The sequence below is a fragment of the Arthrobacter sp. FW306-06-A genome (genome assembly GCF_021870055.1).
Lineage (GTDB): Bacteria > Actinomycetota > Actinomycetes > Actinomycetales > Micrococcaceae > Arthrobacter.
In genome coordinates this window covers 3850027-3876118 of the sequence record NZ_CP084552.1, presented here as the reverse complement: position 1 = coordinate 3876118, position 26092 = coordinate 3850027, and the positions used below count along the sequence as shown (strand labels likewise).

Genomic DNA, 26092 nt, shown 5'->3' with positions numbered 1-26092 from the left:
TGCCGCCAACGATAGGGAAAGATGGTATCCACCATGACTCCTGCAAAGACCCCCGACAGCAACGGCAACGGAAGCGGCACCAACGGCGGGCCGGACGCGAAGGGCGCCTCCGTCGTCGTCAATGCCATCGCCGTCCTGCGCACCTTCACCGCGGATGAGCCGCTGCTGGGCGTTACGGAAATCGCCAACCGGGTGGGCATGCACAAGAGCAGCGTGTCCCGGATCCTGGCCACCTTCGAGCAGGAAAACCTGGTGGAACGGGACCCGGAGACCAAGCGCTTCCGGCTGGGCCTGGGGCTCATCGCCGTCGCCGGGCCGCTGCTCGCCGAGATGGAGGAACGCCGCGTGGCCTACCCGGTCCTGCGGCAGTTGACGGAGCAGACCGGGGAAACCAGCGCGCTCATGCTGTGGAACGGCGACGAAGCCATCTGCGTGGAACAGATCGCCAGCCACCACCAGATCAAGCACACCACCCCGCTGGGCGCGCGCTACCGGGACGCCATGAGCGCGTCCGTTCAAGTCTTTCTGTCCACCCTGCCGGCAGAGCGGGTGCGGGAGCTGCTGAGGAGTGGCACCATCACTTTTCCAGGCATGGACGACGCCGGCCTTGCCGCCTACGAGGCCCGGCTCCAGGATGTTGTGCGGCGGGGGTGGGCGGGCAACTACGGGGAATCGTCCATGGACGAGGTGGGCGTGGCAGCGCCCGTCCGCGACCACCGCGGCGACGTGGTGGCGGCCGTGTTGATCCCGGCACCCCGGTTCCGGGTATCCAAGGAGCAATTCGAGAGCCTGGGCGAGGCCTGTGTGGCCGCCGCAGCGAAGGTAACCACACGGCTGGGCGGGCGGACGGCAAGCTGACCTCGGCAGGTCTGTACAACTAGCCGTGGCCCACGGGAGACTGGCGCCATGCGTGAACTGGCCTTTGGCATGAACGTGAGCCTGGACGGTTACATCGCCGCGCCCGGCGACGACATCGCCTGGAGCACACCGAGTGACGAACTGTTCCAATGGTGGTCCGACCGGGTGGGGGCGACCGGCCTGGCGCTGTATGGGCGCAAACTTTGGGAGACGATGAGCTCCCACTGGCCCACCGCGGATCAGCAGGCTGACGCCACACCGGCGCAGGTCGAGTTCGCCCATCGCTGGCGCAATATGCCGAAGGTGGTTTTCTCTTCGACGATCAGCGCGGTTGACTGGAACGCCCGTTTGGTCTCGAGCGATGCGGTTGCCGAGATCACCCGGCTCAAGGACGGCGACGGCGGTCCCATGGATATCGGCGGCGCCACACTCGCCGCGGCGGCTATGCGGGCCGAACTGATTGACGAGTATGCGGTGGTCACCCATCCGGTCCTGGTAGGCGGCGGCACACCGTTCTTCACAGCCCTGGACAACTGGGTGAACCTGGCCCTGGTGGAGACCCGCACGTTTCCCGGCGGTGTGGTCCTAACGAGGTACGAGGCCAGGCGTTGAGCCGTACGACAACCGCGTCCACGAGCCTGTATAGCTGTAAAACCGGACGATGCCCTAGGTGCCGTCGGCCAGCTTTTTCATTCGCAGACGCTGCTCTTCCCACTGATCGGGCGTGAGGTCTGGAATGTTCGGCGCGGATGGGCGCAAACCGATGAAACCGTCCAACTGCTCGCGCACGATGTCCAGGTGTCCGGCATGACGGTGAGACTCGGCGATCATATGCACCAGAAGGCGTTCGACCGTAGTGTGCCGATGCTTTACCCACCACTGCACCACGGCCGGTGAATCCAGCTCCATTTCATCGAGCACTGCATCGGCCGCGACGTTTGTCTCCCGATAGACCTTAACCGTATCGATCAGCGTCATATTCGGCGGCGGGAGGAAGTCTGCCTGAGGGTCCTCGGCGTCGATAACGCCCCGGATAATGGGGTTCTCAATTTTGCGTCCAAGACATGAAATGAAGTACTGGGATTCGGTGACGGCCAGGTGGAGCAGTAGGCCCATGACATGGGTGCCTGTCGGAGTAAGGGGAGTACGTGCCTGGGCATCACTCAGGCCCTCACATTTCCACAGGATTGCTTCGCGGGCATCGTTCAGATATTCACGAAGCTGTGCACCTCTGTCATTTCTATCGATTGGCATGAACTGAACGTTATGTCCTTTTTAGAAGCTGACTGCACAACCTTCCGCAGACTTCCTGGTTTCACGGCAGCCCGGCAACCCGGGCCGCCAGGTGCAGTGCCGCCAGCCGGCCCGTGCCGCGCGGATCGCCCCCACACAACTCGAAAATCCGCTGCAGCCGGTGGTGCATTGACTGCCGTTCCAGATGCAGTTCGCGGGCAGACTGCGCCGTGTTGCAGCCGGAGTCCAGCCACACCTGCAGGGTCTCCAACAATTGGGACTGCCGCTGCGCATCATGCTCCAGCACGGCCCGCAGCTGCCGGTTGACGAACGCGTCACGGGCTGAGGCATCGAGGCCGGTCAGGGCGAGGCTTTCAACGGCGGTGTCCTGGGCATCAACCACCACCAGGCCGCGCGCCGGAAACCGCCTGCGCGCCGAGGCATTGCGCCGCCGGATCTGTCGCACGTCCAGGGCACGGCGCGCCTCCGCCAGCGACCAGGCCGCCTCCGCAACACGGCCTACCGGCGGTCCCACGGCTATCACGGCATCATGGTCGCCCTCCAGCCCCCGCAGGGATTCCAGAAGCTCCCGCCGCTCGCCCGGGGGCTCGGTGCAGGGCAAACCGATCATCACCACCAGCTCTGCGTCGTCCAGGTAAGCGGCGCACGGAATCCTGCGCGAGCTCAGGAAGCTTTCGACGGCGCCACGCAGCTCCTGCGGCGCCGCGGCATGAATGGCTGCCACCACGGCCGGGGAGTCTGTCGGAAAGCCGGCACCTGGAGCAAGTTGTTCAAGCCGCCACTCGGGAGCGGAATTGAGCACTGCGCGCATCAGTTCAGCACCCGCCAGGGCATGCAGCCCGGGAGGCGTATGCTGCAGCAGCGCCAGGCCCAGGATGTCGACGGCGCGTTCCCCGGCCACCTGTGCCAGTGCCGTGTCGGCAACCTCCGGCACCAGCACCTCCAACCGGCCCATGAGCACGCCGCGCACGGGGATGTCCACGCTGAGCACTCTTCCAGCAGGAGTCCCGCTGAAGTTGGCATCCCCGCCCGGCCCGGAGCCGCCGTCGTCCGCTGCTCCTTCCTCGGCCGCCCCGGCCGCGCCATCCGCGCTAACCTCGCTGCTCCACCCCTCCGGCACCGCGCTGCCCATCGTCACTCCCCACGGGGAGGTGAGCTTCACGGCGGAACCGGTAATCCCCGCCAGCACGGCCAGGATCTTGTCCAGCGAGGCGCCGTGGGCCAGCTCCGAAGCCATGGCGCGGGTGGCGGCGTCGGCCTGCTGAAGGTGGCCCACCGACTCGCTCACCAGCATGGAGTTGATGGCCTGCATGACGCCCACAAAGGGCACCACCTTGCGCAGCTCCACCACGGGCAGGCCGAACTCCTCAGCCTTCTGCAGCATGTCGGCAGGAATCTCCGGCAGTGCGCCGCCTGTCTCGATGGCCAGCGCGGCAATGCCGCGCTGCGCCAGTTCGCGGACGTACTCCTCGCGTTTGGCGGGCGTGGCGGTGGCAAGTGTGATGCCGCCGCAGAGCAGCAGCTCGCCGCCGCGGAGCAGGGGAGCGATGTCCAGCACCTCGCTGGAGTGGACCCAGCGGACCGGCTGGCTATCCGCGGCTACCCCACGGGGATGGATCACGGGGTCTGCGGCGGCGAGGGCGGGATGGGCGAGTATTTCGCCAAGAAACACTGACACGACGTTCCGTAACGTAGTAGGAGAATCTGTTCGACAGATCGTATCTTGTTCCTTGTGATGGGGGCCACATAGCCTTTTGGTACTTATCCACCTCACGGAGGCCCCCATGCAAGAAAAGCTTTCAACAGCCACGCACGGCCAACCTGCGCAGGCAACCGAGGACCACAACGCCGTGGACCACGAAGCCTGGCTGCAGCCCATCCCCGAATCAGCGAGAACACGCAAGGTATCCGGCCAGTTCTGGATCTGGGCGGGCGCCAACCTGGCGCCCATCAACTGGGTGCTGGGGGCACTCGGGATCCAGCTGGGACTCGGACTCGCGGACACCATCACCGTCCTGGTGCTGGGCAACCTGATTGGCATGCTGCTCTTCGGCTGCTTCGTCCTCCTGGGACAAAAGACCGGAGCCACCGGCATGGTCCTGGCCCGGGCGGCGTTCGGCCGGCGCGGCAACTACCTGCCGGCCGCCATCCAGGCCCTGCTGGTCATCGGCTGGTGCGCGGTGAACACGTGGATCATCCTGGACCTGGTCATGGCACTCTTCGGAACCCTTGGCTGGGTTGACCCGGAAGCACCCAACTACGGCTGGAAGATCGGCGTCGCCACCTTCATCATGGCCCTCCAGGTGGCCATCGCCTGGTTCGGCTACAAAGCCATCGCCGCCTTCGAAAAATGGACCGTTCCGCCCACCATCCTCATCCTGGCCGTCATGTCCGCCGTCGCATGGTTCGGCATGGACATCGACTGGGGCTACGCCGGCCCGGCCGGCGCCATCCTGGAAGGCTCCGAAAGGATCGCCGCCATGAGCGCCGTGATGACCGCCATCGGCATCGGGTGGGGCATCACCTGGTTCACCTACGCCGCTGACTACTCCCGGTTCGTCAGCACCAGCGTCCCCAAGAAAAAGGTCTACCTGGCCTCAGTACTGGGCCAGTTCATCCCCGTGGTGTGGCTCGGCGTCCTGGGTGCCAGCCTGGCCACCAACAGCGGCGAGATCGATCCCGGCAAACTCATCGTCCTGAACTTCGGCGCCATGGCGCTGCCTGTACTGCTCATGGTGCTCCACGGCCCCATTGCCACCAACATCCTGAACATCTACACCTTCTCAGTCGCCACGCAGGCCCTGGACATCTCCATCAGCCGCCGCAAGCTCAACCTGTTCGTCGGCGTCTTCTCGCTCGCCGCCGTCGTCTTCTTCATCTTCCAGGAAGACTTCGCCGCGGTGCTCGACGCCTGGCTGATCGGCCTGGTGGCCTGGGTGGCCGCCTGGGGCGGGATCATGCTGGTCCACTACTTCTGGCTGGACAAGCGCTGGCCGGGTGCGCCGGAGCGCCTGTTCGACGGCGTTGGCACCAAGCGACTGCCCGTCGTCAACTGGGCGGGAGTCATCTCCCTCGTGGCCGGGATTTTCGCGACGTGGCTGTTCATGTACGGCCTGATCCCCATCATGCAGGGCCCCATTGCGGTGGCCCTGGGCGGCTGGGACCTGTCCTGGCTGGCCGGCGGACTGACCAGCGCCGGGGTGTACGCCATCCTTGGGCCGCGCCAGCACATCCGCTACCTCGCCCTGGAGCCCCGCATTCAAGCTGAAGCAAAGAGCCCGGCGGCGGACACCACTCCCGCCCTTCCTGCCCTCTGATCCCTTCCCCTCCCTGAACCTGGCGGGCGCACTGCGCCCGCCAGAAAGGATTTTCCCGTGAACCAGCCCGCCATTGCGGACGCCCTGCACAGCATCACCTGGCCCAACGGTGCCAAGGCCGCCGCGTCCTTCACCTTCGACGTCGACGCCGAATCCTGCACCATCGCCCACGATCCCACCAGCACCCGGCGCATGTCGCTGATGACCCACCAGTCCTACGGCCCCAAGATCGCGGTGCCGCGGCTGCTGAAGATCCTGGAGCGCCAGGACATCAAGGCCACGTTTTTCATCCCCGGCTTCACCGCAGAGTCCTACCCTGATGTGGTGCGGCGGATCGTGGCCGACGGACACGAGGTGGCCCACCACGGCTACCTCCATGAACCCATGCAGGGCATCAGCGCCGCCACCGAGGCCAGCTACATCGACCGCGGCCTGGAGGCCCTGGCAAAGGTGGCCGGGATTCGGCCCGTGGGCTACCGGGCACCGTGGTGGGAGCTGAACTGGCACTCGCCGGGCCTGCTGGCGGACCGCGGCTTTCTCTACGATTCCAGCCTGCTCGACGGCGACGCCCCCTACCGCTTCGCCGTCGCCGCCGATGATCCCAGGGACCTCGTGGAGATTCCCGTGGACTGGACCCTGGACGACTGGGAACAGTACGCCTTCTACCCCGGCGTGACCGGCAGCGGCGTGATCGAGAGCCCGGCCAAGGTGCTGGAAATGTGGACGCTTGAAGCCGAGGCACACCACTCCCAGGGAAGCTGCTTCGTGCTGACCAACCACCCGTTCATCTCCGGCCGGCCGTCCAAGGCTGTGGCCCTGGAGCAGCTGATCGAGCGGGTGAAGAGCATGGACGGCATGTGGGTGACCACGATGGAACAGATCGCCTTGCACACCAGGGCCACGGTGAACGAGGTCCACACCCACGCACGGATCGACGTGCCGGTATTCCCGGGCGCGGGTGCACAGTTTCAGCCGGCCGTGGTGCGGCAGGGGGTGCTGGCCTAGAGTGGCCGAAGGGGCCGGCGCCGCCGGCCGGGAGGAGCTCCGCATGGACGTCAGGGACAGCAGCTTCGAGCAGGAACTGGCATGGCAGGTACCGCTCTACGAGCAGATCCACCGGAACCCCGAGCTTGGCCTTGCCGAACACGCAACATCCGGGGCCGTCGCGGCGAAGCTGGCCGGCTGGGGCTTTGACGTCCGGCACTTCGGCGGTACCGGCGTCGTAGGCGTTCTTGCCAACGGCGCCGGTCCCTGCGTCCTGGCCCGGGCGGACATGGACGCCCTCCCCGTCACCGAGGCCACTGGCGCAGCGTACGCCTCCGCCGTTCCAGGGGTGATGCACGCCTGCGCGCACGACATGCACGTGGTGGCCCTGCTCGGCGCGGCAAAGTACCTGGCTGACCACCGGGACACTTGGCAGGGCACCTACATTGCCCTGTTCCAGCCGGCGGAGGAGACGGCGGCGGGTTCCCAGGCAATGCTCGACGACGACCTGGCCGCCGGAATCCCGCGGCCGGACATTGCGCTGGCCCAGCACGTCATGCCCACCGAGGCGGGAACCATCGGCACCACGCCGGGACCCGTGCTGTCCGCCGGCGATTCCCTCCGGATCACCGTCCACGGCCGCGGAGCCCATGGATCCATGCCACACAAGGCGGTGGATCCCGTGGTGCTGGCCGCCTCGATCGTCCTTCGCTTGCAGACCGTGGTGTCCAGGGAAACCACGCCGGGGGAGTTCGCCGTGCTGACCGTTGGATCGGTGAACGCCGGGGCCACCGCCAACATCATCCCGGACCGCGCCGAACTGCTGCTCAACCTGCGGACCTACAGTATGGCGACCCGGAGCCAGATGATTGCAGCAATCGAACGCATTGTCCGCGGCGAGTGCGCTGCGGCTGGCTCGCCGCAGGAACCCGGGTTCGAGTACTACGACCAGTACCCGCTGACCAGCAACGATCCCGACGCCTACACCCGGATCACCGCGGCCTTCACCAGGTCCTTCGGGTCGGATGCCGTCTACCGCACCGCGCCGCAGACGGCATCCGAGGATTTCAGCCGCATCCCCGACGCTTTCGGGATTCCCTACGTGTACTGGATTGTCGGTTCCGTTCCCCGGGACCTTTACCGCCGGGCCGTGGAAGCGGGCACTGTGGACACGGACATTCCGGCCAACCACTCGCCGTTCTTCCTGCCGGCCGTGGACCCCACCCTGCGCATGGCCACGCAAGCACAGGCCACCGCGGCCTTGGCTTACCTTGGCACCGGCGCCGGTTAGCCGGCGGCAGCCATCAGGGACTGCATCTGCGCGGCGGCGTCGCTGCCGGGGGCCGGCGTGTAGACCACGATGTGCAGGTCCGGCCGGTCCGACGGGGACACCTGGTGGTGCTCCAGCTGCAGCACCCCCACCGCGGGGTGGTGGAAGAGGCGCTCGCGGGATTCAAAGCCCAGGATGTCGTAGAGGTCCCAGCCCTGCCGGAACTCCGGGCTCGCTTCCTTGAGCCGCTCCACCTGGTACTGGATGTCGGGATCGCCCAGCCGCTGCCCGGTCTCGGCCCGGAACTCGGCAAGGAACCTCTTGCTGGTGGTTTCCCAGTCGGGGAGCAGGTCCCGGACATAGGGGTCCGTGAACACCAGCCACAGCAGGTTCCGGTCCGCCGGCGTCACGGTGTCGATGTTGGGGTAGAGAGCCGCGTAGGCCCTGTTCCACCCGGCCACGCCCCAGTCCGGGAACAAGGCAAAAGCCGGATTGGGATCCAGCGCATCCATCAGTCTTTGGATGTGGGGCGGTGCCGTATCGGCGGCGGGGCTGGCTGGAGCGGCCGACGCATATCCGCCAAGGGACAGCACATAGCCAAGGCCGGTACTTGAAAGGTGCAGTGCGCGGCTGACCGCTTCCAGGACCTGGCGGGACGGGCTAATGTCGCGGCCCTGTTCAAGCCACGTGTACCAGGTCACGCTGACGCCGGACAGGAAGGCAACCTCTTCGCGCCGCAACCCCCGCTCACGGCTGCGGCCGATCGGGGGCAGGCCATAGTCGGCCCGCAGCGCCTGGTCGCGCCGGGCCCGCAGGAAGAGGCCAAGTTCTTTGCGCCGCCCGGGATCATTCACCCGTAAATACTATTACTCTGGTACTCCCACTACTAGGAGCAACGCTGTCTTCCCGGAAGCGGAGGGACCGGACAGGATGGTACACATGCCTGCACTCCGCTCTAAAACAGTCACCCACGGCCGCAACATGGCCGGCGCCCGCGCACTGCTGCGCGCGTCCGGCGTCGCCAACTCGGATATCGGCAAGCCGATCATTGCCGTGGCCAACAGCTTCACCGAATTCGTCCCCGGCCACACCCACCTCGCCCCCGTGGGAAGGATCGTCTCCGACGCGATCCTCGCCGCCGGCGCCGTGCCGCGGGAGTTCAACACCATTGCCGTGGACGACGGCATCGCCATGGGCCACTCCGGCATGCTCTACTCGCTGCCGTCCCGCGACCTGATCGCCGACTCCGTGGAATACATGGTCAACGCCCACTGCGCCGACGCCCTGGTCTGCATCTCCAACTGCGACAAGATCACTCCCGGCATGCTGATGGCCGCGCTGCGCCTGAACATTCCCGTGGTGTTTGTCTCCGGCGGCCCCATGGAAGCCGGCCGCGTGACCCTGACCGACGGCTCCGTGCGCTCCCTGGACCTGGTGAACGCGATCGCCGACGCCGTGGACGAGTCCATCTCCGACGCCGACATCAACCTCATCGAAGAGAACGCCTGCCCCACCTGTGGATCCTGCTCCGGCATGTTCACCGCCAACTCGATGAACTGCCTCACCGAGGCCATCGGCCTGTCCCTGCCTGGCAACGGCTCCGTGCTGGCCACCCACACCGCCCGCAAGGCGCTGTACGAGAAGGCAGGCGCCACCGTCGTCGACCTGGTGAAGCGCTATTACGACGGCGACGACGACTCCGTGCTGCCGCGCTCCATCGCCACGGCCAAGGCGTTCGACAACGCCATGGCCCTGGACATCTCCATGGGCGGCTCCACCAACACCATCCTGCACCTGCTGGCCGCAGCCCAGGAGGCTGGTGTGGACTATGGACTGGCCGAGATGGACGCCAAGTCCCGCCAGGTCCCTTGCCTGGCAAAGGTGGCGCCGAACGTTGCCAAGGACAAGACCTACTACATGGAGGATGTGCACCGCGCCGGCGGCATCCCTGCGCTGCTCGGCGAGCTGAACCGCGGCGGGCTCCTGCACAAGGACGTCCACTCCGTGCACTCCGCCGACCTCGACGGCTGGCTGGATGACTGGGACGTCCGCGGCGGCAAGGCCACGGAGGAAGCCAAGGCCCTCTGGCACGCGGCCCCCGGCGGGGTCCGCTCCTCCACCGCTTTCTCCCAGTCGAACGAATGGACCTCCCTGGACACCGACGCCGCAGGAGGCTGCATCCGCTCCGTGGAACACGCCTACTCCAAGGACGGCGGCCTGGCCGTGCTCCGCGGCAACGTGGCCGTCGACGGCGCCGTGGTGAAGACCGCAGGCGTGGATGAGTCCATCTGGACGTTCTCGGGCCCGGCCGTGGTGTGCGAGTCCCAGGACGAGGCCGTGGAAAAGATCCTGAACAAGTCCATTAAGGAAGGCGACGTGGTGGTCATCCGCTACGAGGGCCCCAAGGGCGGACCGGGCATGCAGGAAATGCTGTACCCGACGTCGTTCCTCAAGGGCCGCGGCCTGGGCAAGAAGTGCGCCCTCATCACGGACGGCCGCTTCTCCGGCGGTACCTCCGGCCTGTCCATCGGGCACATCTCCCCGGAAGCTGCCTCCGGCGGCGCCATCGCCCTGGTGGAGGACGGCGACATCATCAGCATCAACATCAGCGAGCGCTCCCTGCAGTTGGAGGTCTCCGATGAGCTCCTTGCCGAACGCCGCGAGAAGCTGCTGATCAACGGCGGCTACAAGCCCAAGGACCGGGACCGCCAGGTGTCTGCCGCGCTGCGTGCGTACGCCGCGATGGCCACGTCCGCGGACAAGGGGGCTGTCCGGGACGTGTCGCTGCTGGAGCAGTGACTCCGTTCCCCGGGCGGGGGAGGGCAGGTCCTCCGGCCCTCCTCCGCCCGGGGGAACCGCGCCACACTTAAGGGGTCAACGTCAGGCCCAAGGAGGGTGTGGTGCGCAGGTTCGTGGCAGCCCTTGTACCCGTAGCCCTCTTCCTTGCCGCGTGTGCGCCGCAAATGGGAAGCCCACAGCCCACCGCTTCAGCTTCCGGCCCTGCCAGTACCTCCGCAATGGCGCCGAGCGCGCCGGCGGCGCCAACGCCGTCGAACGTTCCCCCTGCGCAGGCTCCGACAGCGCCCGGCAACGCCGGGGAAAGATGGACCACGTTTACGACGGCGGATGGCACCATGGCGTTCGACCTCCCCGCCGCCTGGACCGTCAAGGATCCCGCGGGGGAACTGGCCGAAGGCGGCGGGGCGTTTGCGGAGGTGCGGAACCAGGCCGGCAAGGTAATGGCGACGCTGCGGACCAACATGGCCACGGGATCCACGTGCACCGAGAGGTTCCCGTACGAAGTCCTGGACGGCGCGGAGATTCCGGCGCTTGTCCAGAACGGCGTAGTGCCGGAGTTCATCTTCGAGAGTCGCGGAAACGCCGCAGGGTCTTTATCAAACCCCGGCGGCCGGCTACGGCATCACGTCGGGCCCGATGCCAGGCGGCCCCGACGCCTGCCCCATCTTCCAGTTCTTCACATGGCCGCCGAACAGTGCCATGTTCGGCGCGTTCTACGACCCGGCCAACAACGCCACGCCGGGGGACCCGTCGCTGCCTTATCTGGAGCAGGCAAGGAAGTACCGGGATACGGCCGAGTACGCGCACATCAGGAAGATGATCATCTCGCTGCGGCCTGTTGCCAAGTGACCCAGCTACCGGCACGGGCGAGCTACCACAACGGGCCGAAGGGCCCATCCGCTGTCATACCCCTCCGGTACTCTTTTCCCATGGTGCAGGGAGTTGCCGATTACCGGGCAGAAGGCATAATGCTCGCCGGGGCGGGACGCGCCATCCTGCTGCAGCTTGCCAACCCTGCCATCGGCCGCGGCGTCGCGGCACACAGTACCTTCACGCAACGCCCGGTTTACCGGCTCAAGGGCACGCTCACGTACGTCTACGCCATCACCTACGGAAACGATGAGCAGGTGAGGGAAGTCCGGCGCAGGGTGAACCGGGCCCATGTACCCGTCCGCCGCGGTGCCGACGAATCGTCCGCCGGCTACAACGCCTTCGATCCGGCGCTGCAGCTGTGGGTGGCAGCAACTCTTTACGACACAGCGCTCACCATCATCGAGAAGATTCACGGCCCGCTCGACGACGAGACCGCCGATGCGATGTACCAGGACTATGCGCGGATCGGTACCGCCCTTCAGCTTCCGCCGGGGATGTGGCCGAAAGACAGGGCGGCCTTCCGCCACTACTGGGAGGAGCAAGTGTCTGCCCTCCGCGCTGAGGAAGAGGGCGTCCGCGTTGGACGGGGCCTGCTGTTTCCCAGGCGTACGGCCCTTTGGTACCGCGCCATCATGCCACCGGCCCGGTTCCTCACGGCCGGGCTCCTTCCCGCCCAGCTACGGCAGGACTTTGGCCTGGAATGGAGCGATCGCCACCAGCGCAGGTACGACCGGTCCTGGCGCGTTATTGCCGTGGCCTACCCCAGGCTTCCGCGCGGCATCAGGCACTGGTTCAAGGACTACTGCCTGGCAGAGCTCGAAAAAGATTTGCGCAGGAACCGCCAGCCAAGCCGGCACCAGGGGATCAGTGCGTAATTCAACTTCAGTTGAGCAGCGGATCGACGAACGGGCCCGCCGCTTCCTGGCCGCGGCCCCCGCCGGTGGTGCCAAAGCGAAGCTGACAGAGTTCGTTGTCTTCGCCCTCAAGCAGGGCTGGGCCTGCATCTTCGGCGCCGCGCTGCTGGCGGTGCTCATGGCGGCCAGGCTCTGGTACCCGGACCACGCCGGCCTGGCGCGCAATGATTTCCTGACCGTCGCCGCCGTCGTTATCCAGATCCTGATGGTGGCGTTCAGGCTGGAAACCCTGCGCGAGCTGCGGGTGATCGTCCTGTTCCATCTGGTGGGGACCGTGATGGAGCTGTTCAAGACCGATATGGGTTCCTGGTCCTACGAGGCCGAAGGCGTCCTGCGCATAGGTGCCGTGCCGCTCTTCAGCGGGTTCATGTACGCGGCCGTTGGCTCGTACATGGTGCGCGTCTACCGGCTCTTCGACCTCAGGTTCGCGGGCTATCCCCGCCGCTGGATCACGGCCATCCTGGCCTCCGCCATTTACGCCAACTTCTTCACCCACCACTACATCTGGGACCTGCGCTGGGTGCTGCTCGCCGCCGTCACGGTGGTGTTTGGCGGTGCGTAATGCACTTCCGGGTATTCCGCCGGGAGTTCCGGATGCCTCTGGTGGTCGCGTTCCTGCTGGTGGCATTGTTCATCTGGCTCGCAGAAAACATCGCCACGTGGTCCGGCGCCTGGCTCTACCCCAGCCAGGTGGACGAATGGCACCCCGTCGGCCTGGAGAAACTGGTGGCCTGGTTCCTGCTGATGATCATCTCCGTGGTGCTGGTCGCCTGGGTCTACAAACCACAGCCGCCGGAAACAGACAACATACCGCGGCGGGAAGCTCCGTCAACGGCCGTGCTCCCCTAAGGAGGGTCTGGCAAAACCCGTTTCAGCAGGGCCCTCGCTACGACTTTGGCAGCGCGGTTTGATGGAAACCATGGCCCCCGAAGCAACAGTCACAAATATCAGTGCGCCCCAAAAACCCGACGGGCAGCACCCTGCGCACTGGGGCGGCGTGTATGCGATGTCGCTGTGCGTCTTCGCGCTGATCGCCTCCGAGTTCATGCCTGTAAGCCTGCTGACGCCAATGGCCGCCGAGCTCCAGGTCTCCGAAGGGATGGTGGGGCAGGGCATTGCGATCTCCGGCCTGTTTGCAGTCCTGACCAGCCTTTCGGTGGCCACGCTGGCCGGCAGCATGAACCGGAAGACCCTGCTGCTGGGACTGACCGGGCTCATGGCCCTCTCCGGTGCCCTCGTTGCGTTGGCTCCGGGATACCTGCTCTTCATGGTGGGCCGCGCCCTCATTGGCGTGGTGATTGGCGGGTTCTGGTCCATGTCCGCGGCAACTGCGATGCGGCTGGTGCCTGCCTCCAAGGTGCCCCGGGCCCTGGCGGTCTTCAATGGCGGCAATGCCCTCGCCACAGTCCTGGCCGCACCGCTGGGCAGCTATTTGGGCTCCATTATCGGCTGGCGCGGGGCATTCTTTTGCCTGGTCCCCGTGGCGCTGCTGGCACTCGCTTGGCAGTGGATCAGCCTTCCATCCATGCCGGGCGGGACACGTCCTGCGGGAACCGGGGGCATCTTCGCGGTTTTCCGCGAGCTCAAGAGCAAACCCGTCGCCTGGGGGATGGCCGCCTGCGGGTCCTTCTTCATGGGGCAGTTCGTCCTGTTCACCTACATCCGCCCGTTCCTGGAGACGGTGACCCGCGTCGACGCGGCCACGGTATCCCTGGTTCTCCTGGTGATTGGTGCCGCGGGATTTGCGGGCACCCTGCTGATCGGCCGTTATCTGGGGAAGCGGCTGTACCGGACGCTGGTTGCCATCCCGGTGCTCATGGCGATCATCGCCGCCGCCCTCGTTCCTACCGGTGACTGGCTCGCCGCCGTCGTGGTTCTCCTGGGACTTTGGGGCCTGATGTCCACCTCCGCGCCGGTGGGGTGGTGGAGCTGGATCGCCAAGGCCATGCCGCACAACGCCGAGGCCGGTGGCGGATTGATGGTGGCCGTCATCCAGACCTCGATCGCCCTCGGTTCAACTCTGGGCGGAGTCCTGTTCGATTCCGCCGGCTACCGCGGCACCTTCCTGGCCGCTGCCGCAATCCTTGCGGCGGCGACCGTCCTGGCGTTCATGACGTCCCGCGTTACAGACCGAACTGCCGGGACATCCAACACACTGTCCAGCAACCCCGACTAACAGGAGGAGAACATGAAGTACACCAAAAGCGGCGGCCAGACCGGCGCCGGACCGGCGGAATGGTTCACCGGAACCGTGCAGATCGACGGCATCCGGAACCCTGACGAGCAGTCGGCCATCGGCTGTGCGCATGTGCGGTTCGCCCCCGGTGCCCGCACCGGTTGGCACCACCATCCCAAGGGCCAGACCCTCTACGTGACCGACGGGGTTGGGCTCGTGGCCCGGCGCGGCGGCGAAATCCAGGAGATTCGTCCCGGCGATGTGGTCTACATCGAGCCGGGCGAGGAGCACTGGCACGGGGCCACCCCGGAGCGGTTCATGGCACACATCGCCATGCAGGAGGCCGATGCGAATGGGCAGGTGGTCACGTGGCTCCACCACGTTACCGACGAGGAGTACGGCGCCTGACCCTTTCGCCGAAGAAAGCGGGCGGACGACGGCGGGAGGTCCCGCCGTCGTCCGCCCACCTTTGCTGCGCGGTAGGTCAGTCCTCGTAGGTGTTCGCGATGTAGACATCGCACGGGGCGTTGTGCGCCACGCTGTTGGCCACACTGCCCAGGAGCCGGCCGATGCCGCGCATCCTCCGGTTGCCCACCACGATCACGCGGGCATCCAGGCGGACGGCTTCCTTGATGAGGGAATCGGCCGGCTTGCCGCGTGCTGCGAAGTGCGTGATTTCCACTCCCGGATGCGATGCGGCCAGGGACTTGGCCACCATCTCCGAGCTGTCGGCGTTGGAGATCCGGACCTTGTCCGATCCCACGCCAAAGGTCTCCGCGTTTTCAATTTCAAAACCAGTCACCACGTGCAGTGACGCTCCCAGCGACTGGGCGAGGTCCAGCGCCACCTCCGCAGCCTTCCGTGCCGACTGGCTGGCATCCACACCTACAACAACTACATTGGCCATGCGCCCGCTCCTTCGTATAGTCCTGCTAAACGTCCATCTGTCAGTCTAGGGACTACCCGCGTGGAGCCTCTTGTACTCACACGGCGCTGTGTCAGGAAAATCAATGCACCGCAGCCCCGACCCTGTCTGCCTTCTTCGCATACTGGCTGTTGGGCCGGTCGAGGCCGAAGTGCTCCCGCAAAGTCCGGCCCGTGTACTCGGTGCGGAACAATCCGCGGGCCTGGAGGATGGGAACCACCTCATCAGCGAACGCCTCAAAGCCCCCGGGCAGCCACGGCGGCATGATGTTGAATCCGTCCGCGGCGCCGCCCCCGAACCAGCGCTGGATCTCGTCCGCCACCTGCACGGGGGTTCCGGCGAATACATAATGCCCGCGGGCGCCGGCGAACCGGTGCAGCACCTGGCGGACCGTGAGGTTTTTGCGGCGGATGATGTCCAGCACCAGCTGGCTGCGGCTGCCTGCGTTGCCGGCCGCGGCCAGCAGATCCGGTGGGAATTGCCCGTCCAGCGGCACGCCGTCCAGGTCGATACCCAGCAGCTTCCGCAGGATGCCCAGCCCGTACTCCGGCTGGGTCAGTTCATCGAACTCCTGATTCAACGCCCGGGCTTCGGCCTCCGTGGAGCCCAGGTAGGGGCTGATTCCGGGGAGCACCAGGAGCTGGCCTGGGTCGCGGCCGAACGCCGCCGCCTGCTCCTTGATGTCCGAGTAAAAGACCTGGGCACTGGCCAAGGACTGGTGCGCGGTGAACACGGCTTCGGCGTGTTCGGCCGCGAAAGCCTTCCCGTCCGCAGAGGACCCGGCCTGGACGAAGACCGGACGGCCCTGCGGGGACCGCGGGGTGTTGAGCGGACCCGCCACCCGCAAGTACTTACCCTCATGGCCGATTTTGTGGATCAGGGACGGGTCGGCGAAAAGTCCGCTGCCGGCGTCGGCCACCACGGCGCCGTCCTCCCAGCTGTCCCACAACTTGCCAACCACGCGGACGAACTCGTCGGCCCGGGAGTAGCGTTCAGCGTGCGGTGGGTGTTCATCCAGTCCGAAGTTCTGCGCCGCACGCTCCGCGCCGGTGGTCACGATGTTCCAGCCTGCGCGGCCCTTGCTGAGGTGGTCCAGTGAGGCGAACAGCCGGGCGGCGTTGTAAGGCTCCAGGTAGGTGGTGCTGGCCGTGCCAATCAAGCCGATCCGCTCAGTGGCCACCGCGACGGCGGACAGCCACGTGAAGGGTTCGATCCGGAACCGGGTGGCGTACTGCACGTTGCTTTCCAGTGCCGGCCCGTCCGCGTAGAACACTGCATCCAGCTTGGCGGCCTCCGCCCGCTGCGCCAGCTCCTGGTAAAAACCGATGTCCAGCAGCCGGTCCGTCTGCGACTTCGGGTGCCGCCACGCAGGCTCGTGGTGGCCGCCCGGGTAGATGAAGAGGTTGAGCTTCAGCTGCCGGCCCATCAGAACGCCGACCCAATGGACGCCAACTCCGGCACCGCAGCACCCTCGTACTGGTTTTCCGGCCGGCCCAAACCGTAGTGCTCCCGCAGCGTTTTTCCGGCGTACCCGGTCCGGAACAGGCCTCGCTCCTGCAGGATGGGCACCACCTGGTCCACGAAGGTTTCCAAGCCGGACGGGAGCACCGGCGGCATGATGTTGAAGCCGTCCGCCGCGCCGCCGTCGAACCATTCCTGGATGGCGTCCGCCACCTGCACGGGGGTCCCCGTGAAGGTCCGGTGCCCGCGGCCGCCGCCCAGCCGGCCGATCAACTGGCGGACAGTGAGCTGCTCGCGGCGGGCCAGCTGCACGATGAGCGTATAGCGGCTCTTGGCTCCTTCTATCTCGTCCTCGCTGGGCAGGTCTTCCGGCAGCTGGCGGTCCAACGGCAGGTCCTCGGGGTCCAGGCGAAGAGTCCTGGCAAGCTGGGTCCGCGCGTACTCGGGTTTAATCAGGCGGTCCAACTCCCGCTCGAGCTCCAGTGCCTCTTCCACGGTGGCGCCGATGACCGGCACAATTCCCGGGAGGATCTTGATGGTTTCCGGGTCCCGCCCGGCGGAAGCGGTGCGGGCCTTCAGGTCGCGGTAGAACTCCTGCGCGTCCGCGAGGGTCTGGTGGGCGGTGAAGACGGCGTCGGCGTACTTCGCGGCCAGGTCCTTGCCGTCTTCCGACGATCCCGCCTGCACGATCAGCGGGTGTCCCTGTGGGGAACGCGGAACGTTGAGCGGGCCGCGGACCTTGAAGTGTTTGCCTTGGTGGTCGATGGTGCGGATTTTTTCCCCGTCGCCCCACACGCCCTCCGCCTTGTCCGCCAGCACGGCGTCGTCCTGCCAGCTGTCCCACAGCTTCTGCGCCACCTCGATGAATTCGGCAGCACGCTCGTACCGGACGGCGTGGGCGGGCTGGTCGTCCACGCCAAAGTTGCGTGCGGCGTCCGGGCCAGCAGTGGTCACCACGTTCCAGCCGGCCCGCCCGCTGCTGGCCCAGTCCACCGACGCGAAGCGGCGGGCCAGGTTGAAGGGTTCGTTGTAGGTGGTCGAGGCAGTGGCGATCAGCCCGATGCGCTCCGTCGCGCCGGCGATGGCGGTGAGCAACACCGTGGGTTCCAGTTTGCCGGCCGGGCGCCTGCCCACCTCGCCGAAGAGGACGGGGGAGTCGGCAAAGAAGATTGAGTCCAGCTTGCCGCGCTCGGCGGTACGTGCCAGCTGCTTGTAGTGCTCCACGTCGGTGCTGGCCTGCGGGTCGCTCTCCGGCAGCCGCCACGATGCTTCATGGTGGCCCGTGCTCATGAGGAAGGCGTTGAGGTGGAGTTTGCGGTTTTTGGGCTGGCTATGGGAAGTCATGGGAGTCCTTTTCAGCTATCAGCGGCCGACGGCGGCCGGTTCGGGGGTGTGCGCGGGCTCGACGCCCAGCGCGGTGAGGAGGTCGCGGCGGAGGGCTTCATGCCCTGCGGCGTCCGCGGAAGAGCGGATTTCCGGCGACACCGGGCGGACGGTGGCGATGCGGCCGTGGTCCAGGACCACGATCCGGTCGGCCAGCGCGATGGCCTCGTCCACATCGTGGGTGACCAGCAGAACGGCGGGCCGGTGTGCGGCCACCAGGTCCTGGAGCAGGCCGTGCATCTTGATCCGGGTCAGCGCGTCAAGGGCGCCGAAGGGTTCGTCGGCCAGCAGCAGCTGCGGTTCGCGGACCAGGGACCGCGCCAGCGCCACGCGCTGCTGCTCGCCGCCGGAAAGCTGGTGCGGCCAGGCCTTTTCCCGCCCGGCGAGTCCCACCTCGGCGAGGGCCTTGCGGCCCTGGGCCTCGGCGTCGTGCTCCCGGATACCCAGGGTGACGTTGCCCAGCACGGTGTCCCAGGGCAGCAGCCGGGAGTCCTGGAAGACCACGGAGACGCGCTCAGGCACGCTGATCACGCCGCTGCCGCGGACGTCGTGATCCAGCCCGGCGAGGGCGCGCAGCAGGGTGCTCTTGCCGCAGCCGCTGGGGCCAAGGAGGGCCACGAATTCGCCCGGGTCGATGTCCAGGTCCACCCCGTTCAGAACGCCTTTCGAGCCGAAACCGCGGATGAGGTCCCGGACGGAAACTGCGGAGGCGGTGGTCAGCCCGCCAGGGTGCGCTGCCATGAAAGGGCCTTTCGTTCTATGAAGCGGACAATGCCGTCGGAGAGCAGGCCAAGGATGCCGTAGACGGCCAGGCCCAGGACGATGATGTTTGTTTGGCCGTAGGTGCGGGCGAGCTCCATCATGTAGCCGATCCCGCTGGTGGCATTGATCTGTTCCACCACCACCAGGGACACCCAGGCGCCGGTGACCGCGAAGCGGAGGCCCAGGAAGAACCCGGGAAGCGCGCCGGGGAGGACCACCTTGCGGATGAAGCCGGCCCGGCTCAGGCCCACCGTCTGGGCGAGCTCCACGAAGCGCAGGTCGATCCCGCGCAGCCCTGCGTGGGTCTGCAGGTAGACCGGGACGAAGACGCCGAGGGTGATGGTGAGGACCTTCATGGTTTCGTCGATGCCGAACCAGAGGATGAGCAGCGGGATCAGGGCCAGGCCCGGGATGGCGCGCTTGATCTGCACCGGCCCGTCGATGAGCGCCTCACCCACCCGGCTCAGTCCGGACAGGAGCGCCAGGGCGGCGCCCACCAGGATGCCGAAGAACAAGCCCAGGCCGGCGCGCTGGGCGGAGATGGCCAGGTTTTCCTGCCGCCTGCCGTCCGCGATCAGTTCACCGGCGGTGGCCACCACAGTCCAGGGTTCGGACAGGATCCTGGGGTCAAGGAGCCCCGTGGCGGAAGAGACTGTCCAGAGCAGCAGCAAAACGGACGGACCCGCCCAGGCGAGCCGCCGTCGTCGTCCGGGCCCCAGCTTCTTGGCCGCGGGCCGGACGTCCTTCCGCCCGGACAGCACCGGGTCCTGGTGCGGTGCCACGCTGGTGCGCTCCAGTACGGCGCTCATGCCGCACCTGCCTTTCCGGCGGAAGCAAACGCAGTGCCGGCAATGGACTCGAAACGGGTGTCATAGAGGTCTGCTGCCTTCAGTTGTGGCTTCTTCTGCTCGCGGGACAGGAGATCGACGGTTTCCTGATGCCGTTCGATCGCGTCGGTCCACGAGGTGGGCAGGTCGCGCTTGCCCGTTGCGTCGATCAGGTACTGGCCGTCCTCCCGGGACAGGCCCTGGTCCTTGACGTAGTAGCCCTCCAGCCACTCGGCCGGGTGGTCCTCGATCCAGCGCTGCGCCTTGCCCCACATCTTCGCATACGCGGCAAGGGCTGCCGCCTTCGCGGGATCGGCCAGGACCTTGGCGGGGGAATAGAGGAGGCTGGGATCATCCCGAAGGCCGTGGCGGAGGGTGGTGGCGCCGTCGGCCCTGTATTTGGCCAGGTACCGCTTGATCTGCACGCCGCCCAACGGAGCCGCGTCCACCTGCTTGCTGGCCAAGGCGGTGGCGTAGGCGTCCCCGGTGCTGGGCAGTTCCACCAGCTTGACGTCCTCCTGTTTGAGCCCGGCCTTGTCCAGGATCCGCAGGACCAGGGCACCCTGCGCCTGGCCCGGGCTGTAGGCCACCTTTTTGCCGCGCAGGTCCTCAAGCCGGCTGATGCCCGCTCCCGGTGCCACGCCGAGTTCGTAGATGGGGTGGTTCACCGCATCCGGCCGGTAGCCGGCCGCGATGACGCGCACGTCCAATCCGGTCCAGGTGGCGTGGATGGGCGGAATATCCGCCACGGAGCCCACGTCCAGGGCGTTGGCCCGGAAAGCTTCGGTGGTTTGCGGACCGCCGGAGATGTTGGCGAACTCCACGGTGAAGCCGTCAAGGTCCTTGATCAGGCCGGACAGTTCCAGTGCGACCTTGATGCTGGGATCGCCCACCTTGATGCTGGTCCCCGCGGGCACTGAGGCGGCCAATGGTTCCAGGGCGCTTTGGCTGATGCGCTGGCTGCCTGCGGTTGCCGTTCCCCCGCAGGCAGCCAGCAAGCCGGCGCCGGGGACCGCCAGGAGAGCCACCAGGGCGCGGCGGCGGGTGAAGGACGGGGCTTGTTGGCGGGAGCGGGGCGGCGGGGATGACGGGAAGGACATGGTGTTCCTTTCGGGAAAGATTCCGGGTACGACGACGAGACCCGGGATGTGTGCCCGGGTGGACGTGCAAGGTGAGTGGGTCCGCCTTGAACGGCGGGGTGCGCGAGCTTGTGGGTGGTGCTTCGTGGTGCTGCATGCGGCCTGGCCGGTGCCGTGACAACACCTAAACACGGCCCGCCGGGCATTGGCCAGCGTCACGCAACGGACGCTAAACGCGGCGAAACGGCACTACTTATGGCGCCATGCGGAAGACAAATTGGGACCAACGAGGACAATCGGGGCAACCCGGCGCCATAAACCGCAACCGGGGCTCACGTGACTCTACGTCAGCTTTCCCGGCACGGCGCGTGAGGCACTCGGATTCTATGCGTCCGTTTTCGGTGGTGAGCTTACCCTCCACACAAATGCGGAGTTCGGCCGGACGGATGGTGCCTCAGATGCGATAGCGCACGGCGAACTCAGCGGCGTTGTTGCCTTGGCGGGGTCGGACACGCCTCCGGGCGGGACGAGCGCCCGGTTTGAAGGCCTAATGCTCTCCTTGCTCGGTACCGCTGAGCCTGCAGTTCTCCACGACTGGTTCAACAAACTCAGCCTTGGCGGCCGGGTGGTTGACCCTCTTGCGGCCAAGCCCTGGGGCGCCTCTGATGGCCAGGTCATCGACCGCTACGGGCTCCACTGGCTCATTGGCTATGAGCCCGGCGCCGACGCTTAGTGCCAGCCCAAGGGCTGCGGGCCGGGGCAAGTTCCTAGCTGCCCACCTTTGCCTGCGCCGTTTCCACAATGTTTTCAGTGACCGCCCACGACGCCAGGAGCTTCAGGGCCTCAGCGGACGGGCTTCCGGGTGTGGCCGGGTAGACCGTAAGGGTATGTCCGGGGTCCTCTTCCAGCCCCAGGACCTGGTAGTTCAGCTCAAGAAGGCCCACCACGGGGTGCTGGAAGAACTTGGTCCCGGCGTAGTGGCGGCGGACGTTGTGGGCGGCCCACAGGGTGCGGAACTCGTCGCTGCGCATGGACAGCTCCCCAATCAGTTCGGCGATGCCCTTGTCATGCGGGTTGCGGCCGGCCTCGCGGCGGAGGATGGCCACGTTGGTGTTAGCCGCCCGGTCCCAGTCCGTGTAGAAATTGTGGGCGCGCGGATCCAGGAAGATGAACCGGGAGTGGTTGGCCGGCCGGGACGGATTGCGGTACATGTCCGAATAGAGGGCGTAGCCCAGGGTGTTGGCGGCCACGATGTCCAGCCGGTTGTTGCCGATGAAGGCCGGCGCGTCCGTGATGGCGTCCAGGAGGTACTGCAGCTCCGGCCGAACCTTTGACGGGGACGCGGCACCCGCGCTCGCCGCCCGCTTGCGGCCCGATGTGTTGGCCGCGCGGGCAAGGTCGTAGAGGTGGTCGTGCTCGGCGCGGTCCAGTTCCAGGGCGCCGGCAATGGCATCCAGGACGCTGTCCGAAACACCGCTGAGGTTTCCCCGTTCCAAGCGCGTGTAGTAGTCCACGCTGACACCGGCCAGCCGCGCCACCTCCTCGCGCCGCAGCCCCGGCACCCGCCGCCGGCCACCATACGGTTCGATGCCTGCCTGCTCCGGGGTGATGCGTCCACGGCGTGAGGACAGGAACTGTCGGACCTCGGCTCGGTTATCCATATGGAACACGTTACGGCGCCTGCGGCGGCGCTAAGGAGGTTCTGCCAGAACCAGTTTCAGCAGGGCCCTCGCAAACGGTTCCCACGCCGGGTTTGATGGGAGTGTCCGCTTTCAGCCTTTCACCCTTTGGAGGAGCCAGCATGCGCGCAACCATCATGCACGCCCCCGGCGACGTCCGCGTCGAGGACCGGGACAAGCCCGCCATCCAGCAGCCCACGGATGCCGTGATCAAGGTTGTTGCCGCCTGCGTCTGCGGGTCGGACCTGTGGCCCTACCGCGGCGCCGACACGCTGCACGAACCAAGGCCCATGGGCCACGAGTACGTGGGGATCGTCGAAGAGGTGGGCGCGGATGTGAAGAATGTGCAGCCGGGCCAGTTCGTCGTCGGCTCCTTCTTTGCCTCGGACAACACCTGCGAAATCTGCCGCTCCGGCTACCAGAGCGGCTGTGTCCACCGGCAGGGCGTAGGCGGCGCCCAGGCCGAGTACCTGCGCGTCCCGCTGGCGGACGGCACCCTGGTGGCCACCCCGGGAACGCCCGACGCCGGGAAGGTTCCGTCGCTGCTGGCCGCCTCCGATGTGTTGGGAACCGGATGGTTTGCAGCCAAGGCAGCCGAGGCGGGACCCGGCAAGACCGTGGCGGTAGTGGGCGACGGGGCCGTGGGACTTCTGGGCGTCCTCGCGGCGAAGCAGATGGGTGCCGAACGGATCATCGCCATGTCCCGGCACGCGGACCGGCAGGCCCTGGCCCGGGAGTTTGGCGCCACCGACATCGTGGAGGAGCGGGGGGACGCAGGCGTGCAGAAGATCAAGGAGTTCACGGATGGGCTCGGTGCGCACTCCGTCATCGAGGCCGTGGGCACGCAGGAATCGATGATGCAAGCCATCCACGCCACCCGCGCCGGAGGCCACGTGGGGTTCGTTGGAGTATCCCACGATGTGGCGCTGCCCGGCCGGGACCTGTTCTCCTCGCTCGTGCACCTGCACGGCGGCCCCGCTCCCGTCCGGCAGTACCTGCCCGAGCTGATCGACCTGATCCTGGGCGGTGGGATCAACCCTGGAAAGGTGTTCGACCTCGAGCTCCCGCTTGACCGGGCCGCAGAGGGGTACAAGGCCATGGATGAACGCCGCGCCATCAAGGTGCTCCTCCGCCCGTGACGAGTTAGTCCGAATGAAGTCCGCGTCCCACCACTTCCGCCAAAGGTAGGACTCAGAAGACCAGGCACAACAGGGCCACCCTTGCCCGCCCATTTCCGGGGTTTGCTCCGAACAACCCCGGTAGCATTTAGAAGTCCCCCAACAGATCACAGGAGAACCATGACTACCGTCAAGGCTTATGCATCCCCGTCCGCCATGGAGGACCTGGTGGCAACCACCATCGAGCGCCGCGAAGTGGGTCCTCACGATGTCCTGATCGACATCAAGTTCGCCGGCATCTGCCACTCGGACATCCACACCGTCCGCGGTGACTGGGGCCCGCAGCAGTACCCCCTGGTCCCCGGCCACGAAATCGCCGGCATCGTCACCGAGGTCGGCTCCGAGGTGACCAAGCACAAGGTAGGCGACCGCGTTGGTGTTGGCTGCATGGTCAACTCTTGCCGGGAGTGCGTCAACTGCCAAAAGGGCGAGGAACAGTACTGCCTCAAGGGCAACGTTGGCACCTACGGCGCCGTTGACCGCGATGGCACCATCACCCAGGGCGGCTACTCCACCCACGTCGTGGTGACCGAGGACTTCGTCGTGACCATCCCCGAGGGCATCGACCTCGACGTCGCCGCACCGCTGCTGTGCGCCGGCATCACCACGTTCTCACCCCTGCGCCACTGGGGTGCCGGCCCCGGCAAGAACGTTGCCGTCGTCGGCCTTGGCGGGCTGGGCCACATGGCCGTCAAGCTCGCCCACGCCATGGGCGCCGAGGTGACGGTCCTGTCGCAGTCCCTGAAGAAGCAGGAAGACGGCCTGAAGCTGGGCGCTGACCACTACTACGCCACCAGCGACGAGAACACCTTCTCCGAGCTCGCCGGCTCCTTCGACCTGATCATCAACACCGTCAGCGCCTCCATTGACATCAGCTCCTACCTTGGCCTGCTGAAGCTCGACGGCGCCCTGGTGAACGTCGGCGCTCCCGCCGAGCCGCTCCCCGTCAACGCCTTCGCATTGATCGGCGGCCGGCGTTCCTTCGCCGGTTCCATGATCGGCGGCATCCGTGAAACCCAGGAGATGCTCAACTTCTGCGCCGAGCACGGCCTGGGCGCTGAGATCGAGGTCATCCCGGCCGAAAAGATCAACGAAGCCTACGAGCGCGTCCTTGCCTCGGACGTCCGGTACCGGTTCGTGATCGACACCGCCACCCTCTAAGGCACCACGGACGCATGGCGGGCCGGCTCCCAAAAGGGGCGGGCCCGCCGTCGTGCTTTAAAGAGCGGACGACGGCGGGCCAAGCCTTTCGGCAGGGCTTACGGCGCGAGGCTCTTCAGGATTGACGCCGCCGGGCCCTCCACGACGTTCCGGTAATTGATGCCGGCCCACAGATTCAGCCAGTCCGGTTCCCCTGCCGCCGCAGCCGCGGCGCGCAGGGGAGTGGTGAGGTGGTGGATCTCGGGATAGCCGTAGGGGGCGTCGCCATCATGGCGGCGCATGAACTCGTTGTGCAGGCCCCTGGCGTTGCGGCCGGAGAAGACCCGGGTGACGGCCGTGGTGGTGAAACGGTGCGACGACGTCAATGCGGCCCGGTGGGTGGCCTTGGTTCCGGCTTCGTCCGCGCAGAGGAAAGCGGTGCCGGCCTGGACCGCCGCGGCACCGACGGCGAGTGCGGCACGGGTGTGCTCCGCAGTGGCGATGCCGCCGGCGGCAATGAGCGGCACCTCAAGGTCGGACAGCTCGCCCAGAATCCCGTGCAGGGGCACCAGCGGGGGAGGCGCGTCGGCCTTGAATGTGCCACGGTGGCCGCCGGCCTCGGGGCCCTGCACGCACAAGGCGTCGGCGCCTGCCGCCAGCGCCCGAAGCGCCTCTTCACGGCCCGTGACCGTGGCTATCACGTACATCCCGCGCTTCCGGAGTTCCTCCACCACACTGGATTCGGGGAAATCGAAAGTGAATGAGACCACGGCCGGTGCGAGCTCCAGGAGTACTTGGAGCTTTTGGTCCCAGTCGTCATCGTCGTGCTTGGGCTCTCCCAGGCTGACACCAAACCGCTCAGCGTCAGCCGCCAGCGAATCGGCGTACTGCTGCAGGGCTTCGGGGCTGATGACCGAGGGCTGGGGGACAAAGAGGTTGACACCGAAAGGGTGCGTTGTGAGCGACCTGACTGCTTCGATCTCTGCACGCATGGCCGCGGCACTCTTGTAGCCCGCCCCAAGGAAGCCGAGCCCGCCGGCGGAGCTCACCGCAGCCGCCAATTGGGCTGTGGAGGGTCCGCCGGCCATCGGGGCCTGGACGACGGGCAGCGCCAATGACTTGAGACTGAACCTTTGGCCGTGGTGCTGCGTGTCCATCTGCCCTCCCAATCGTCTGCGCGTACCTGACGAATGCTACGCCGGTACGCGCTTTC

24 protein-coding genes and 2 pseudogenes are annotated in these 26092 nt (G+C 66.7%); 14 read left to right on the top strand and 12 right to left on the bottom strand.

Annotated features, from left to right (window positions below):
- Positions 1 to 21 precede the first annotated feature (21 nt).
- Positions 22 to 858, top strand: coding sequence for an IclR family transcriptional regulator (locus LFT49_RS18140; RefSeq protein WP_442863716.1), 837 nt, complete (start codon positions 22 to 24; stop codon positions 856 to 858).
- 48 nt (positions 859 to 906) lie between these two features.
- Positions 907 to 1470 (top strand): dihydrofolate reductase family protein, encoded by a 564-nt coding sequence (locus tag LFT49_RS18135; RefSeq protein ID WP_237428976.1) that lies wholly within the window; start codon positions 907 to 909, stop codon positions 1468 to 1470.
- Between the two features lie 54 nt (positions 1471 to 1524).
- Here the strand turns inward: LFT49_RS18135 and LFT49_RS18130 are convergent, their stop codons facing one another.
- Both LFT49_RS18130 and LFT49_RS18125 read right to left on the bottom strand, forming a co-directional pair.
- Complete coding sequence (locus LFT49_RS18130; RefSeq protein WP_237428975.1) at positions 1525 to 2112, bottom strand: DinB family protein; 588 nt, start codon at positions 2110 to 2112, stop codon at positions 1525 to 1527.
- A gap of 61 nt (positions 2113 to 2173) precedes the next feature.
- Positions 2174 to 3790: a PucR family transcriptional regulator gene (locus LFT49_RS18125; RefSeq protein ID WP_237428974.1), complete on the bottom strand. Its 1617-nt coding sequence runs from the start codon at positions 3788 to 3790 to the stop codon at positions 2174 to 2176.
- 106 nt (positions 3791 to 3896) lie between these two features.
- On the opposite strand from LFT49_RS18125, the gene LFT49_RS18120 reads away from it, so the two are divergent.
- The 3 genes from LFT49_RS18120 to LFT49_RS18110 are packed head-to-tail and all read left to right on the top strand — an operon-like array spanning position 3897 to position 7704.
- Positions 3897 to 5429: a purine-cytosine permease family protein gene (locus LFT49_RS18120; protein WP_237428973.1), complete on the top strand. Its 1533-nt coding sequence runs from the start codon at positions 3897 to 3899 to the stop codon at positions 5427 to 5429.
- Between the two features lie 57 nt (positions 5430 to 5486).
- Positions 5487 to 6434 carry a polysaccharide deacetylase family protein gene (locus tag LFT49_RS18115; RefSeq protein WP_236799694.1) on the top strand — a complete coding sequence of 316 codons (948 nt, stop codon included), beginning with the start codon at positions 5487 to 5489 and terminating at the stop codon, positions 6432 to 6434.
- A 43-nt stretch (positions 6435 to 6477) separates the two neighbouring features.
- Complete coding sequence (locus LFT49_RS18110) at positions 6478 to 7704, top strand: amidohydrolase (RefSeq protein ID WP_236799693.1); 1227 nt, start codon at positions 6478 to 6480, stop codon at positions 7702 to 7704.
- Here the strand turns inward: LFT49_RS18110 and LFT49_RS18105 are convergent.
- Positions 7701 to 8537, bottom strand: a complete 837-nt coding sequence (locus tag LFT49_RS18105) for a helix-turn-helix transcriptional regulator (RefSeq protein WP_236799692.1) — start codon at positions 8535 to 8537, stop codon at positions 7701 to 7703. The genes LFT49_RS18110 and LFT49_RS18105 overlap by 4 nt on opposite strands.
- An 85-nt stretch (positions 8538 to 8622) precedes the next feature.
- Between LFT49_RS18105 and ilvD the strand changes: the two genes are divergently transcribed.
- Positions 8623 to 10482 (top strand): dihydroxy-acid dehydratase, encoded by a 1860-nt coding sequence (gene ilvD, locus LFT49_RS18100; RefSeq protein WP_237428972.1) that lies wholly within the window; start codon positions 8623 to 8625, stop codon positions 10480 to 10482.
- A gap of 67 nt (positions 10483 to 10549) precedes the next feature.
- On the opposite strand, the gene LFT49_RS18095 is transcribed toward ilvD, so the two are convergent.
- Complete coding sequence (locus LFT49_RS18095) at positions 10550 to 11044, bottom strand: hypothetical protein (RefSeq protein WP_237428971.1); 495 nt, start codon at positions 11042 to 11044, stop codon at positions 10550 to 10552.
- Positions 11045 to 11118: 74 nt separating this feature from the next.
- Here LFT49_RS18095 and LFT49_RS18090 point away from each other — a divergent pair, with 74 nt between their 5' ends.
- The 5 genes and pseudogenes from LFT49_RS18090 (at position 11119) to LFT49_RS18070 (ending at position 14853) form a co-directional block, all read left to right on the top strand.
- Positions 11119 to 11331 carry a hypothetical protein gene (locus LFT49_RS18090; protein WP_237428970.1) on the top strand — a complete coding sequence of 71 codons (213 nt, stop codon included), beginning with the start codon at positions 11119 to 11121 and terminating at the stop codon, positions 11329 to 11331.
- Positions 11332 to 11411: 80 nt separating this feature from the next.
- The gene (locus LFT49_RS18085) at positions 11412 to 12230 is read left to right on the top strand and encodes an oxygenase MpaB family protein (protein WP_237428969.1); all 819 of its coding nucleotides are present in this window, start codon (positions 11412 to 11414) and stop codon (positions 12228 to 12230) included.
- Positions 12223 to 13118 (top strand): annotated as a pseudogene (locus LFT49_RS18080) (DUF817 domain-containing protein). Before LFT49_RS18085 ends, LFT49_RS18080 begins: the two are co-directional and overlap by 8 nt.
- Before the next feature lie 61 nt (positions 13119 to 13179).
- Entirely contained in the window at positions 13180 to 14445 is a 1266-nt protein-coding gene (locus tag LFT49_RS18075; protein WP_237428968.1) for an MFS transporter, read from the top strand.
- Between the two features lie 12 nt (positions 14446 to 14457).
- Positions 14458 to 14853: a (R)-mandelonitrile lyase gene (locus LFT49_RS18070; protein WP_236820500.1), complete on the top strand. Its 396-nt coding sequence runs from the start codon at positions 14458 to 14460 to the stop codon at positions 14851 to 14853.
- Between the two features lie 76 nt (positions 14854 to 14929).
- Here LFT49_RS18070 and LFT49_RS18065 read toward each other — a convergent pair whose 3' ends face one another.
- From LFT49_RS18065 to LFT49_RS18040, 6 genes are all read right to left on the bottom strand, one after another.
- Complete coding sequence (locus LFT49_RS18065; RefSeq protein WP_236799685.1) at positions 14930 to 15352, bottom strand: universal stress protein; 423 nt, start codon at positions 15350 to 15352, stop codon at positions 14930 to 14932.
- 100 nt (positions 15353 to 15452) lie between these two features.
- Entirely contained in the window at positions 15453 to 16796 is a 1344-nt protein-coding gene (locus tag LFT49_RS18060; protein ID WP_237428967.1) for an LLM class flavin-dependent oxidoreductase, read from the bottom strand.
- Positions 16796 to 18175, bottom strand: coding sequence for an LLM class flavin-dependent oxidoreductase (locus tag LFT49_RS18055; protein WP_237428966.1), 1380 nt, complete (start codon positions 18173 to 18175; stop codon positions 16796 to 16798). The genes LFT49_RS18060 and LFT49_RS18055 overlap by 1 nt, the downstream gene beginning before the upstream one ends.
- Before the next feature lie 18 nt (positions 18176 to 18193).
- Complete coding sequence (locus tag LFT49_RS18050) at positions 18194 to 18955, bottom strand: ABC transporter ATP-binding protein (protein ID WP_237428965.1); 762 nt, start codon at positions 18953 to 18955, stop codon at positions 18194 to 18196.
- On the bottom strand, positions 18931 to 19785 hold the full coding sequence (locus LFT49_RS18045; RefSeq protein ID WP_237428964.1) for an ABC transporter permease: 855 nt from the start codon (positions 19783 to 19785) through the stop codon (positions 18931 to 18933). The genes LFT49_RS18050 and LFT49_RS18045 overlap by 25 nt, the downstream gene beginning before the upstream one ends.
- On the bottom strand, positions 19782 to 20903 hold the full coding sequence (locus tag LFT49_RS18040; protein WP_237428963.1) for an ABC transporter substrate-binding protein: 1122 nt from the start codon (positions 20901 to 20903) through the stop codon (positions 19782 to 19784). The genes LFT49_RS18045 and LFT49_RS18040 overlap by 4 nt, the downstream gene beginning before the upstream one ends.
- Positions 20904 to 21222: 319 nt before the next feature.
- Between LFT49_RS18040 and LFT49_RS18035 the strand changes: the two are divergent.
- A pseudogene (locus LFT49_RS18035) lies at positions 21223 to 21615 on the top strand (VOC family protein); the annotation flags it as partial.
- Positions 21616 to 21649: 34 nt separating this feature from the next.
- Here the strand turns inward: LFT49_RS18035 and LFT49_RS18030 are convergent.
- On the bottom strand, positions 21650 to 22543 hold the full coding sequence (locus LFT49_RS18030) for a helix-turn-helix transcriptional regulator (RefSeq protein ID WP_236799679.1): 894 nt from the start codon (positions 22541 to 22543) through the stop codon (positions 21650 to 21652).
- A gap of 140 nt (positions 22544 to 22683) precedes the next feature.
- On the opposite strand from LFT49_RS18030, the gene LFT49_RS18025 reads away from it, so the two are divergent.
- Both LFT49_RS18025 and LFT49_RS18020 read left to right on the top strand, forming a co-directional pair.
- Positions 22684 to 23700 (top strand): zinc-dependent alcohol dehydrogenase family protein, encoded by a 1017-nt coding sequence (locus LFT49_RS18025; RefSeq protein ID WP_236799678.1) that lies wholly within the window; start codon positions 22684 to 22686, stop codon positions 23698 to 23700.
- 159 nt (positions 23701 to 23859) lie between these two features.
- Positions 23860 to 24900 carry an NAD(P)-dependent alcohol dehydrogenase gene (locus tag LFT49_RS18020; RefSeq protein WP_237428962.1) on the top strand — a complete coding sequence of 347 codons (1041 nt, stop codon included), beginning with the start codon at positions 23860 to 23862 and terminating at the stop codon, positions 24898 to 24900.
- Positions 24901 to 24998: 98 nt separating this feature from the next.
- On the opposite strand, the gene LFT49_RS18015 is transcribed toward LFT49_RS18020, so the two are convergent.
- The gene (locus LFT49_RS18015) at positions 24999 to 26036 is read right to left on the bottom strand and encodes a nitronate monooxygenase (RefSeq protein ID WP_236799676.1); all 1038 of its coding nucleotides are present in this window, start codon (positions 26034 to 26036) and stop codon (positions 24999 to 25001) included.
- Between the last annotated feature and the right edge of the window lie 56 nt (positions 26037 to 26092).